The sequence below is a fragment of the Mycobacterium sp. P7213 genome (genome assembly GCF_900604305.1).
GTDB lineage: Bacteria > Actinomycetota > Actinomycetes > Mycobacteriales > Mycobacteriaceae > Mycobacterium.
Genome location: NZ_UWOA01000046.1, coordinates 22,566 through 35,133, shown reverse-complemented (window position 1 = coordinate 35,133; position 12,568 = coordinate 22,566). Strand labels below are relative to the sequence as shown.

Sequence of the window (12,568 nt, the reverse complement as noted above, 5' to 3'; positions counted from 1 at the left end):
CTCCGGAGCCGCCGGGGCCACCGAAGCCGGCCACCGCGTTTCCGCCATCACCCGCGGCGCCGCCGTTACCCCCGTCACCGCCGTTGTTGCCCCAACCGCCGTCACCGCCGTCACCACCACGCCCGCCCGCGCCGAATAGCGAGATGGCGTCGCCCCCGAGCCCGCCGGCGCCACCGTTGCCGGCGGTACCCGAGATGCTGTCCAATCCATCACCGCCCCAACCGCCGTCACCGCCGTTGCCCATCAGCCAGCCGCCGATCCCGCCGACACCGCCGTCGGCACTGGCTCCACCGTCGCCGCCCCAGCCGCCGTTGCCGAGCATCTTCGCGTCGCCGCCGTCCCCACCACTGACGCCGAGTTCGGTGTCTTCGGAGGCGCCCGGGTTGTAACCGTTGCCACCGTCACCGAACAACCAGCCGCCGTCGCCACCGTCCGGGTGATCCACCGTGCCGTTGACGCCATTGCAGATCAAGCCGCACGCGCCGTCAAAAGCGAAGAGCGGGTTGATGATCGGGTCCAACAGCACGCCTGGTCCTTGAATCCACAGCTCGCCGAGGTCATGAACGGTCGCGTAGAGCTGGTTCTGGAACAGTCCGGCGAAGACGACCTCCACCACCGATGCCCAAGTGTAGATGTCGTTGCCCACCAGCTGCGAAAGATCCAGCGCCTCAGTGGCATCGAGCGGACCGGGCGGCGCGGAGGCAGCCAGATCCGCTGCGTCGAAGAGCTGATCGAACCCGAACAGGTCGTCGAAATCGGCGTGTGCGGGCGCCGTGGGCGCCACCACCAGCGCCAGGCAGGCGCCCGCGAGGGTATGGCGGTTCCTGCCCAGACGCCCCTTACTGCCCCGATCGACCATTTCCCGACCCCCGACCTCACCCCTGAGCAACTACTGAGTAGCCGGAGCTTAGCGATCGAGGCATGGATCCACAAGGGCGGAACTTGAGAGGAAAATCAGCCGCAAATACGGAACACGCTCACCGGCCCAACAGGCGCATCTTCTGTTCGTTGTACTCGTCGTTGGTGATCAACCCACGGTCTCGCAGCTCGGCGAATTCGCGGATCTCGGCGGCGATACCCATAATCGACGGCCCGGGGGCGCCCTCGGTGTCGCCGGCCGGCGAATCAGCCACCGCGTCGGCCGCCGCACGCTGCGGCATCTGCACTCTCGCAGACGATTCCGCATCAGCGCCCCCGCGGCCGCGGCTGACCGAGCCGGCCAAGGCGCTGCCCCCCATGCCCGCCAGCGCCATCTGGCTGAACGCGGTGCCGGCCGCGCCCAGCGATGCCGCCGGCGCACCGCCGAGGCCCGGTCCGGCCAGCGGTTTGGAGTAGGACAGGCTCCGAATCTCCGGCGCGTTGGCTGCCCAGTTGATCGGCACCGACAGGTTGCCCGCGGTGATCGCCTCGCCCATCGCCGCCGACATCGTTGACGCCCCGGGCACCATCGGCCGCGACGGGGTCAACGGGGAGAACAGGTCGATGTTGCGCAGGATCTCGTACTCCACCCGCTGCAACTGGTCCTGCTCGGCCAGAATCTCCCGGGTGCTGGCGTCCCCCGCCGCCCAGGCGCCGGCCGCCATGACCAGCCCCACCCCCGACACCGCGCTCACGCCCAGCAGGTCGGACAGGCTCGGCCAGGTGAGCAGGTCCTCGGGACCCTGCGCTATCCCGGGCAGCGTGGCGGCCGCCGTCTGCAGCAGGGAGTTGTTCTGCGACCCGAAGATCCCCGAGGCCAGCTGACTGAGCAGGGACTGGACGTCGGACGACGACGAGCTGGCCTCGGCGGTCGCGACCGAGGCGGCCTGACTGGCCGGTCCGGCGGGATTGCTGGTCTGCGGCGGCTTCTGGAACGGCGCGAGCCCGGTGGCGGCCGCCGATCCCGCGGCGTAGGCGTACATCGCGGCCGCATCCTGCGCCCACATCTCGCCGTATTCGGCCTCGTTGGCCGCGATCGCCGCGGTGTTGGTGCCCAAGACATTGGTAGCGATCAACACCAGCAGCTGAGCTCTGTTGGCAGCCACCACCGACGGCGGCACCGTCGCACTGTGCGCGGCCTCATAGGCTGCCGCCGCCGCGTTCGCCTGTGCGGTCGTGTGGTCGATCTGGGTCGCGGTGGCGCTCATCCAGGCCACGTACAGCGCGCCGGCCCGCGTCAGTGCCTCCGAGGCCGGCCCCAGCCAGGCCTGGGCCGTCAGTTCGGCTATCACCGATTCGTACGACGCGACCGCCGAATGCAGTTCGGCGGAGAGTCCACCCCAGGCGGCGGCCGCGGCGCGCATCGGCGCGGAACCCGGCCCGGTGTAGATCCGCAACGAGTTGATCTCCGGTGGCAGGGCAGCGTAATTCATCACCGATCCCCTCCCTGGGGCGTACACCGGGCGCATCAAAGCGGCGTGTGTGTATTTGTAGCCCAAAAGCTAGCGGTTGACCGGGCATTCCGGATTTGCGGAGGCCCTTCCGGCCTGCTGTCGAGACGGCGATCACAGCCGGACGCTGCGATAACATGCGCCCGTGCGGATGTTAATCACCGCTTTTCGCGATCTGCAGTGGCGCCTGCGCCGGTTCATCGTTGCCGCGGTGGGCACCGCGATGGTGTTCGCCCTGACCCTGGTGCTGGCCGGGCTGACCCACGGGTTCCGGGTCGAGGCGGAGCACGTCGTCGATTCGCTGAACATCGACGGCTACCTGATCCAGACGGCTGCGGTAGGACCGTTCATGGGTTCATCGCGCTTCCCGCAGGCCGAAGCCGGCGATGTCGCCCGAATTTCCGGCGTGGACGCCGCATTGCCGGTGGTCTACGGCAACACCATCCTGCAGGACGGTGAGGCACCGCTGAACGTGAACATCTACGGCGTGCCCAAGGCCGCGATGCCGCCACTGACCGAGGGGCGAGCTCCGACCGAACCCAATGAGATCGCGATGTCGACCACGCTCAAGCGCGCCGTCGGGGATGAGATCGAACTGGGCGCGGACAAGCTGCGGATCGTCGGCCTGGTGGAGAAGTCGACCACGTTGGCCGGACAACCCAATGGCTTCCTGACCGTGGCAGGCGCTCAACGTCTGATGTATTCGGGCCAGCCGGTGGTCTCCGCGATCGGCGTGCGGGGCACGCCCGCGCACGTGCCGAAGGGCTACCGGGTGGTGGACCGGACCGCCGCCGTCGACGACATGGTGCGCCCGCTGGCGGGCGCGCAGATGGCCCTGTCGTACATGTCGGTGCTGCTGTGGGGGGTCGCTGCGCTGATCGTGGGCTCCCTGATCTACCTGTCTGCGCTGGAACGCACCCGCGACTTCGCGGTGTTCAAGGCCCTCGGAGTCACCACCTGGATGGTGCTGGCCGGGCTAGCCCTGCAGGCGGTGGTCGTCGCGGTGGCCGCGGCGGTGCTCGGCGGCGTCTTGGCGGTATCGATCGGGCCGGCGTTTCCGATGCTGGTGGCGGTGACCGGGTCCTCGTTCGCCCTGCTGGTGTTGACCGCGGTGGGGATCGGCCTGCTGGCCAGCCTTGCGGGTCTGCGCCACGCCGTCGCGGTGGACCCGGTACTGGCGTTCGGAGGGCCGTAACGCATGGGAGACCTGCGGATCCGTGATCTGGTCATCGAATACGCCACCGGCGGCGGGGAACCGATCCGTCCCATCCACGGTCTGAGCCTGGACATCCCAGCCGGCTCGCTGGTGGTGGTGCTCGGTCCCAGCGGCTGCGGCAAAACCACGCTGCTCTCGTGTTTGGGTGGCATCTTGAGCCCGACCAGCGGCCAGATCCTGTTCGGCGCCACCGACGTGACCGCGCTGGGCCGGCGCGACATCACCTCCTACCGTCGGCGCACGGTCGGCATCGTCTTCCAGTCGTTCAACCTGGTGCCGAGCCTGACCGCACTGGAGAACGTGATGGTGCCGATGTGGGCGGCCGGATGGACCCAGTGGTCCGCCCAGGAACGCGCCCGGGATCTGCTGACCCGGGTCGGACTGGCCGATCGGACCTCCCACCACCCGGGCCAGCTCAGTGGTGGCCAGCAACAGCGGGTGGCGGTGGCGCGTGCCCTGGCCCTGGATCCGCCGCTGATCCTGGCCGACGAACCCACCGCGCAACTGGACTACGTCCGGGCCGGCGAAGTCGTGCAACTGCTGCGGGTGCTGGCGGCCGGCGACCGCGTGGTGGTGGTCGCGACCCACGACACCCGGATCGTCCCACTGGCCGACATCGTCATTCAGCTGTCGCCGACCGCCGTACCGACGCGCCCGCAGCAGGCGCCGGTCCTGCTGGGGCCGGGCTCGGTACTGCTGGAGCAGGGCACGGTCGAGGACCTGATCTACGTCGTCACCGAAGGCGAGGTGGAGATCGCGCCCGACTCGGCCGGCGCCGGCGACGGCCTGCTCAAAATCGGCAAACCGGACCAGTACGCCGGTCAGCTCGGCCCCATGGTGCGGATCCCCCGCTCGGCGACGGTCCGTGCCCCCCGCGAAGCCACCGTCGTGAGTTACACGGTGGACGCGTTTCGCCGGCAGTTCGGCCGCCCACCGGTGCCCGAAGTTCCTAACGAACCGGCATCGACCTGATCAACACCGCGGCGTGCCGGGTCCAACCGAGCGTGCACCACGCGATGATGCTCTACATGGCAGATTTGACCCGCCGGGCTGCTTTGCGCCTCGGGGTCGGTGCCGCGGGGGCTGTAGGGCTGTTCGGCGTGGGTGCGGGGCGGCACCCGGCCGAGTCGCGGGCGACCGGCAGTAGCTATCCGACCCGCGAATCCGGCTCATTCGTGTCCGCGGCCCGCGGCGGGGTGGAGACCAACTGGATCATCGCCCGGCCGCCGGGGCAGACCGCTCCACTGCGGCCGGTGATCGCCTTGCACTGCAAGGACGGCGACGCGGCCTGGGTGATGGATCTGGGCGTGGAAGAGGAGCTCGCGAAGCTGACCGCGGCAGGCCGGCCGCCGTTCGCGGTGGTGGCCGTCGACGGCGGCAACACCTACTGGCGCCGGCACAGCTCCGGGGAGGACGCCGGTGCGATGGTGCTGGGTGAGCTGATCCCGATGCTGCCGGAGAAGGGCATCGACATCACCCGAGTCGGGTTCATGGGCTGGTCGATGGGTGGCTACGGGGCACTGCAGCTGGGCACTCGCCTGGGTCCGTCGCGCACCGCAGGGATCTGTGCCATCAGCCCCGCGATCTACATGACCTACTTCGGCGCTCCCGCCGGCGCCTTTGACAGCGTTGATGACTGGCGGACGAACTCAGTGTTCAACCTGGTGCCGCGCCTGGCCCCGTTCCCGCTGCGCGTCGACTGCGGGACCGCGGACCCCTTTGCGTACGCGACCAAGAGTTTCATCGGCCAGCTGAATCCGCCACCGGCCGGCGGGTTCTCCCCCGGCGGCCATGACGTGGACTATTGGCGGGAGCGGCTTCCGGCCCAGTTGGCCTGGCTGGATTCCTGATTCCAGCGCATCAACCCCGCAAACCTAGGCCTGATTCATGGGGTTCATCGGGCTGGCCGGGTTCGCCGGATTCATCGGGTTCATCGGACTTTCCGGGTTCGCCGGGTTCATCGGATTCGCCGGGTTGTCCGGGTTCGCCGGGTTCAGCGGGCTGTTGATGTTGGCCGGATTGGTCAGGCTGTCGGGGCCGTAAGGACCGGCGTTACAGACCGCATTCGCGTTGGCGATGCAGTCGTTGGGACTGAATGGGTCGGGATTGGCCGGGTCCCCACCAGCCGGCCCGGATACCGCCAGAGCAAATGCCGCCAGACCCGCGCACACCGCCGCTGCCTTGGCGATCGCACCGTGAGAAACGCTGCGTGCATACATAGAGCAAACCCCTCTGTTCGACTTTTTCGGACCTTACCGCGCGAATCGTCGAAGCCGCAGGCTATTGGTCACCACCAGAACCGACGAGGCCGCCATCGCCGCACCCGCGATCATCGGGTTGAGCAGCCCGGCCGCCGCCAGCGGGATCGCGGCGATGTTGTAGCCGAACGCCCAAACGAGGTTCTGCCGGATGATCCGCAGCGTGCGTGCCGAGAGCCGCAGCGCCGTCGGAACGGTGCCGAGGTCACCACGCACCAGCGTCACGTCTCCGGCTTCGATGGCGGCGTCGGTGCCGGTTCCCATCGCCATCCCGATATCGGCGGTGGCCAGTGCCACCGAATCATTGACACCGTCGCCGACCATGGCCACCCGCCTGCCCTGCGCCTGGAGCCGCTTGACCGCCTCGGCCTTGTCCGCGGGCAAGACATCGGCGATGACGTTGGCCGGGTCGATGCCGACGGCGCCGGCCACTGTGCGCGCCACCGCCGCACCGTCGCCGGTGAGCAGCATGGGGGTGATGCCCATGGCCTTGAGCTCGGCCACCGCCGCTGCGCTGGTGGGCCGCACGGTGTCGGTCAAGGTGATCGTCCCGCGCGCCCGGCCGTCCCAGGAGACTTCCACGGCGGTCCCGGTCTCGTGCGCGGCGGCCGATCGCGTGACCTCGACGCGGACACCGTCGACCACCCCGGTCACACCGTGACCGGGCCTGCTGGCGAAGTCGGTCACCTTGCCGACCTCCAGTCCACCGGCCTTGGCTCCGGCGACGATGGCCGCGGCGATCGGGTGCTCGGAGCCCGATTCGACGGCGGCGGCTCGGGCCAGCACGGTGTTGGGGTCTTCGCCGCGGGCGACCGCGAGACCACCGACAGCCATGACGCCGGTGGTGACCGTGCCGGTCTTGTCCAGCACGACGGTGTCGATGTCCTTGACGGCCTCCAGGACCTGAGGGTTCTTGATCAGAATGCCGAGCTGCGCGCCGCGGCCGGTGCCCACCAGGATGGCTGTCGGGGTGGCCAGCCCGAGCGCGCACGGGCAGGCGATGATCAGCACCGCGACGGCCGCGGTGAACGCCGCCGCGACGGATGCACCGCTCAGCAGCCAGCCGGCCAGGGTGAGCGCGGCGATCCCCAGCACCGCGGGCACGAACACCGCCGAGACCCGATCGGCGAGCCGCTGCACTGATGCCTTGCCGGCCTGGGCGTCGGCGACCATGGTGGCCATCCGGGCCAGCTGTGTGTCGGCGCCGACCTTGGCGGCACGGACCAGCACCAGTCCGGTGGTGTTGAGCGAGCCGCCCAGCACCGCGTCGCCGTCGGCGACATCTACCGGCAGTGATTCGCCGGTCATCGCCGAGGTGTCCAGGGCGGTGGCGCCGTCGATAACCACGCCGTCGGCGGCGACCCGCTCCCCCGGCCGGACCACGATGACGTCGCCCACCCGCAGGTCGGCGATCGGCACCCGGACCTCGGTCAGCTTGCCGTCCTCGCGGCGCATGACCGCGGCGTCCTTGGCCCCGAGCTCCAGCAGTTCCCGCAGCGCCGCGCCGGCCGAACGTTTCGCGTGCGCTTCGGCGTAGCGACCGGCCAGCAGGAATACCGTGACGACTGCCGCCACCTCGAAGTACAGGTGGCCCGCCCCGGTGAAGACCGCAACCGCCGACCACAGATAGGCCGCCAGGGTGCCCAGCGAAACCAGGGTGTCCATCGTGGCGGCGCGGTGGGCGGCGGTCCGCAGCGCGGCGACGTGGAAGGGATAGCCGCCCCACGCCACGATCGGGGTGGTCAGCGCGAACACCACCCACTGCCAGCCGCTGAACTGCCAGGCCATCACCATCGACAGCGCCACCACCGGCGCGGCCAGCAAGGCGGAGCCGACCAGCCGCGGGCGCAGTTGGGCGGCCGACACATCGACGTGTTCGGAGCCGTGCCCGGCCGGGTGTTCGTGAGCCGCACCGGCCACAGTGGCCTGATAACCGGTGCTTTCCACGGCGCGCACCAGGTCGGCTGCCGAGACGTTCGGATCGTGTTCCACGCGGGCCCGTTCGACCGCGAAGTTCACCGTGGCATGCACCCCGTCAAGCGCGTTCAAGCCGCGCTCCACCCGCGCCGCGCACGACGCACAGGTCATTCCCCGCAGTTCGAGATCGGTGGTGGTCACCCCGACGACTATACCCCCGTGGGGTATTTGACCGCTGGGATGTGACGGGCGCGGCGCAGGCGCGCGACACCGACCACTGCCAACACCCCGGCGACCGTCGCCAATACCCACGCCAGCAGCAGCAGCCGTGGGTGGTACGTCACCGAGGTGGTAGCCGGCTCACCGTCGATAACCGGCGCGACCAGCACCAGATAGCGCACCTGCAGCCAGCTGAGCGCGCAGCCCGCCGCCGCGGCGGCGGCCAACGCCAACTCGACCACGGCCCGCAGAATCGGGGCGGCCCTCACCAGGACGATCCGTCCTCGACATCGGTGTCAGCAGGCCCCCCGGGCGGGACCGTCTCCGGAATGAGTTCGCTGAGCACGGCACGAAGCCTGCGATGGTCACGCGCCCAGGCCTGCACGGTGCGCCGCCCGGTCAGCCTCAATCCGACACCCACTCGGCGCCGGGGCACCCCGCTCAGCTCACCCAGCGCGCGGGATTCCTGCCACTTCTTCGGTTCCTGCTTGCCCCACCCGGTGGGCCGCTCCGCCTCCGGGTAGATCGCCAGGATGTCGGCGACCCGGATCGTTTCGGTGCCCTGCCGCAATGTATCTGCCGTCAGTTCGACCGAGGTGTGGATACGCGCCGCCTTCACCTGGATGGCGAGCATCGTGGAGACCAGCACCAACAACACGGTCGGGACCAAGGGCTGAAAGCCGTAGCCGCCAGAGTTCTGGATCGCCACCAGCAGTCCCGCGGAGATCGGGCCGAACAGCACCCAATACCAGCTGGCACCGCGCTCGAAGAACAGCGGTGCGGATTGCGGCCGGGGCTCAGACATGTCGGGTCAGCCTAACGCGGCGCGCAATCGCGCCGCACATGACTGCGGCGTCCCGCGCGTTTGGGCGATCCTTGCCTTATCGAAAGTACGTTGAGTTAGATTTTGGCCTGCATACATGTTTTACACAGGTTTCCCTGTCGTGGAGAGGGTCTCGATGATGCGTCGCGACAGCACCGCAGCAAAGCCGGCCATGCGCCGACGTGTCGTCTGTCTGGCCGCCTCGACCGGGGCGCTGCTGACTTTCGGAATGGCACCGCTGGCCGCCGCGCCTGCGGCCCAGGCCGACTTCGATGACGCGCTCGACGCTGTCCTCGCACCCTTCGTGGACGCGACGACCAACACCCTCGACTGGGACGCGATGCTCTCACCGTCGGCCTGGAACACCTTCTTGGCACCGACCCACTGGGACACTGTCCTGACCGAACTGAGCGGCGCCGCCCTAGCCGGCCCCGCCGTCGCCGACCCCAACACCTGGTTGTTGCAGCACTTCTACACTCCGATCCACGACGGCCTCGAAGAGGCGATCAACAGCGATCTCGGCCAACTGCTCCTCGGCCTGGTCAACCAACCCACGCTGCTGCTCACCGGCCGCCCCCTGATCGGCGACGGCGCCGACGGAACCGCCGCACAACCTAACGGCGGCCATGGCGGCTGGCTGTACGGCGACGGCGGCGACGGCTGGGACAACACCGACTCCGGCGGCATGGGCGGTGCCGGAGGCAACGCCGGCATGGTCGGCAACGGCGGCGACGGCGGCGACGGCGCAGACGGCGGCCTCGGGGGTAACGGCGGGGACGGCGGCAACGGCGGCTGGCTGATGGGCATCGGTGGCCTCGGCGGCAACGCCGGCGACGGCGTCTACAACGGTCCCGGCGACCTCCCCGCCCTCGGCGGCGCGGGCGGCAACGCCGGTCTGCTGCTGGGCGCCCACGGCGACCACGGCCAGTTCGGCGTTCTTGATGGCGCACCGGCAGCCGTCGCGGGGATCAGCACCGCGGGCACCTGGATCACCGATGCCGATGGCCGGGTACTGGTCATGCACGGGTTCAACGAGGTCTACAAGATTGCGCCGTATGAACCGTCGGCAGGCGGATTCGATGAGGACGACGCGGCGTTCCTGGCCGCCAACGGCTTCAACTCGGTACGCCTGGGCGTCATCTGGGCGGGCGTGGAGCCGCGGCCCGGCGTCATCGACTACAACTATCTGGCCTCGATCGACCAGACCGTGCAGATCCTGGCCAAGTACGGCATCGTCAGCATCATCGACTTCCACCAGGACGACTACAGCCCGGTCTTCGGCGGCGAAGGCGCACCGGAGTGGGCCACCCAGACCGGCGGACTGCCCAACCCCGACTTCGGCTTCGGGCTCAACTACCCGCTGAACCCCGCCCAGAATCACGCCTGGGACATGTTCTGGTCCAACGCCAAAGGTCCCGACGGCGTGGGACTGCTGAACCACTACGCGCGGATGGCCCAAGCCGTCGCGGACTACTTCAAGGACGACCCCAACATCGCCGGCTACGAGATCATCAACGAACCGTGGGCGGGTTCCTCCTGGCTGTCAACGATATTCGGCAATTCCTACTACGAGGCTCAACAGCTGACCCCGTTCTACAACCAGGTGAGCGCGGCGATCCGCTCCGTTGACCCCACCACTCCGTTCATCTACGAGCCGAGCGCCCTGTTCAACCAGTCGCTGCCGACGCAGCTCGGTGAGGTCGACGACCCGCACGGTGTCTTCGCATTCCACGACTACTGCATGTTGAACGTCTTCGGCTCCATCTTCATGCCGTGGTGCCCGGACTACCTCGAACTCGTCGCCAGCAACGGCGAGGCGTACACCAGCAAGTACGGCCTCCCGGGTCTGATCTCGGAGTTCGGCTCCGCAAACGGCGCGGCCGAGATCAGCCAGGTGATGAACGCCGCCGACCAGCGCATGTGGGGCTGGTCGCAATGGGCCTACAACGGCGTTCCCGCTATCACCGGCACCGCGCCGGGCAATGCGCTGGTCTTCGACCCGAGCAAGCCACCCGTTGGCGACAATGTCGACTGGTCCAGGCTGGAGGTCTCGTCGGCGCCCTACGCGCAGGCCATCGCCGGCACCCCGACCTCCTGGTCGTTCGCGTCGGGCACCTACCAACTCAGCTACACCACCGAGATGGCCAACGGCTCCGGCCACTTCGCCGCCGGCAGCCAGACCCATATCTCGGTACCGCCCATCCAATACCCGGACGGCTACCAGGTGAGTGTCACCGGCGGGCACATCGTGTCCGCGCCCGGAGACCCGATCCTGATCATCGCCTCGGACGGTCCCGGCACCGTCAACGTGACCGTGACCCCCGCGGGCAGTTCGTAGAGTCGGCTACCGAGTGAAGTAGGCGTGCGCCTCGGACCGGTGCAGCAGGAAGGTTCCCGCGGCGATCAGCACCGATCCGACAATGCCGGTGATCGCCACAACCATCGCGACCGCAGGCCTCGCATCGGCATGCCACAGCGCACTGACCGCATTGACCATCGCGGCGATCCCTCCGCCGGTCAACACGGTGCGCGCCCAGCGATACCCGGAACGCATCAGCATCAGAAACGTCGCCACCACCACGACCACCACGATCGCCGTCAGCGCGGTGACCGGGTAGATGATCGCGGTTGCGGGGATCTCCGGAGCGGTCAGCAGGTTCACCACATAGCCGCACGTCATCAAGGGCAGGGCGGCCAGCCACAGCCAGAACGCGGTGTCGACGTCCGCGGGACGGTCAGGCGGAGCCTGGACCGGGGGCCGCGGCCCGTCGGGTGGAGTCGTCACGCCAGCCAACCGGCCGCTTCGGCCGCCCAGTAACTCAGCACGATGTCGGCGCCGGCCCGCCGGATCCCGATGAGGGACTCCAGCACCGCAGACCGCCCGTCGATCCAGCCGTTGGCAGCGGCCGCCGCGATCATCGCGTACTCGCCGGAGACCTGGTAGGCGGCGACTGGAACCGAGGACACCGCGGCGGTCGCCGCGATCACGTCGAGGTAGCCCATGGCGGGTTTGACCATGACGATGTCGGCACCCTCCGCGAGGTCGAGGGCGACCTCACGCAGCGCCTCCCGGGCGTTGCCGGGTTCCTGCTGGTAAGTGCGACGGTCCCCGGCCAAGGTCGAGGCAACCGCGTCGCGGAACGGCCCGTAGAAAGCCGACGCGAACTTTGCCGCATAAGCCAGGATCACCACGTCGCTGTGTCCGGCGGCATCCAGGCCGTCGCGGATCGCGGCCACCTGCCCGTCCATCATTCCGCTCGGGCTCACCACGTGGGCCCCCGAATCCGCCTGGGCTACAGCCAGTTCCACGTAGCACTTCAGGGTGGCGTCGTTATCGACCCGACCCCGTTCATCCAGCACCCCGCAGTGGCCGTGATCGGTGAACTCGTCCAGGCAGGTGTCGGCCATCAACACCGTGGAATCCCCGAGGTCGGCGGCGAGGTCACGCAGGGCGGTGTTGAGCACGCCGTCGGGGGCCGCGCCGGCCGACCCTGTGCTGTCTTTGTCCGCCGCTGCCGGAACCCCGAACAACATCAACCCGCCGACGCCGGCCGCCACCGCCTCGGCGGCCGCGGCGCGCAGCGAATCGCGCGTGTGCTGATACACCCCGGGCATAGAAGCGATCGGCCTCGGCTCGTCGATGCCGTCGGCGACGAACATCGGCAACACCAGATGCCTGGGCTCCAGCGATGTTTCAGCCACCAGCCGGCGCAGCGCCGGAGTGGAACGCAGCCGACGGGGACGTTGGCGAGGAAAAGCCGTCATC

Annotated in this window: 12 protein-coding genes; 4 read left to right on the top strand and 8 right to left on the bottom strand. The window is 69.0% G+C overall.

The window, feature by feature from the left end; all coding sequences use genetic code 11:
• Positions 1-859 (bottom strand): PGRS repeat-containing protein (locus tag EJK91_RS21860; RefSeq protein WP_346773473.1); only part of this gene is annotated, 859 nt, incomplete at its 3' end.
• Positions 860-977: 118 nt separating this feature from the next.
• The gene (locus EJK91_RS16845; RefSeq protein WP_164517998.1) at positions 978-2,351 is read right to left on the bottom strand and encodes a PPE family protein, SVP subgroup; all 1,374 of its coding nucleotides are present in this window, start codon (positions 2,349-2,351) and stop codon (positions 978-980) included.
• A 169-nt stretch (positions 2,352-2,520) separates the two neighbouring features.
• Between EJK91_RS16845 and EJK91_RS16840 the strand changes: the two genes are divergently transcribed.
• Genes EJK91_RS16840 through EJK91_RS16830 form a run of 3 tightly spaced genes read left to right on the top strand, consistent with a single transcriptional unit; the run spans position 2,521 to position 5,435 of the window.
• Positions 2,521-3,564 carry an ABC transporter permease gene (locus EJK91_RS16840; protein WP_024442571.1) on the top strand — a complete coding sequence of 348 codons (1,044 nt, stop codon included), beginning with the start codon at positions 2,521-2,523 and terminating at the stop codon, positions 3,562-3,564.
• Positions 3,565-3,567: 3 nt separating this feature from the next.
• A complete protein-coding gene (locus EJK91_RS16835) occupies positions 3,568-4,557 on the top strand; it encodes an ABC transporter ATP-binding protein (RefSeq protein ID WP_024442570.1) in 990 nt (329 codons plus the stop codon).
• Between the two features lie 44 nt (positions 4,558-4,601).
• A complete protein-coding gene (locus EJK91_RS16830) occupies positions 4,602-5,435 on the top strand; it encodes an alpha/beta hydrolase (RefSeq protein ID WP_125079490.1) in 834 nt (277 codons plus the stop codon).
• A gap of 24 nt (positions 5,436-5,459) precedes the next feature.
• Here EJK91_RS16830 and EJK91_RS16825 read toward each other — a convergent pair whose 3' ends face one another.
• The 4 genes from EJK91_RS16825 to EJK91_RS16810 form a co-directional block, all read right to left on the bottom strand.
• Complete coding sequence (locus EJK91_RS16825) at positions 5,460-5,756, bottom strand: hypothetical protein (protein ID WP_081654562.1); 297 nt, start codon at positions 5,754-5,756, stop codon at positions 5,460-5,462.
• A gap of 81 nt (positions 5,757-5,837) precedes the next feature.
• Positions 5,838-7,931 carry a heavy metal translocating P-type ATPase gene (locus EJK91_RS16820; RefSeq protein ID WP_125079494.1) on the bottom strand — a complete coding sequence of 698 codons (2,094 nt, stop codon included), beginning with the start codon at positions 7,929-7,931 and terminating at the stop codon, positions 5,838-5,840.
• A gap of 38 nt (positions 7,932-7,969) precedes the next feature.
• Positions 7,970-8,248, bottom strand: a complete 279-nt coding sequence (locus tag EJK91_RS16815; protein WP_024442567.1) for a hypothetical protein — start codon at positions 8,246-8,248, stop codon at positions 7,970-7,972.
• Positions 8,245-8,784 (bottom strand): hypothetical protein, encoded by a 540-nt coding sequence (locus EJK91_RS16810; protein ID WP_046300766.1) that lies wholly within the window; start codon positions 8,782-8,784, stop codon positions 8,245-8,247. The genes EJK91_RS16815 and EJK91_RS16810 overlap by 4 nt, the downstream gene beginning before the upstream one ends.
• Positions 8,785-8,923: 139 nt before the next feature.
• Here EJK91_RS16810 and EJK91_RS22990 point away from each other — a divergent pair, with 139 nt between their 5' ends.
• Positions 8,924-11,140 (top strand): cellulase family glycosylhydrolase, encoded by a 2,217-nt coding sequence (locus EJK91_RS22990; RefSeq protein WP_277424733.1) that lies wholly within the window; start codon positions 8,924-8,926, stop codon positions 11,138-11,140.
• 6 nt (positions 11,141-11,146) lie between these two features.
• Here the strand turns inward: EJK91_RS22990 and EJK91_RS16800 are convergent, their stop codons facing one another.
• Together EJK91_RS16800 and hemB are read right to left on the bottom strand one after the other, a co-directional pair.
• Complete coding sequence (locus tag EJK91_RS16800; RefSeq protein ID WP_024442564.1) at positions 11,147-11,587, bottom strand: hypothetical protein; 441 nt, start codon at positions 11,585-11,587, stop codon at positions 11,147-11,149.
• Entirely contained in the window at positions 11,584-12,567 is a 984-nt protein-coding gene (hemB, locus tag EJK91_RS16795) for a porphobilinogen synthase (protein WP_024442563.1), read from the bottom strand. Before hemB ends, EJK91_RS16800 begins: the two co-directional genes overlap by 4 nt.
• Position 12,568: the final 1 nt, after the last annotated feature.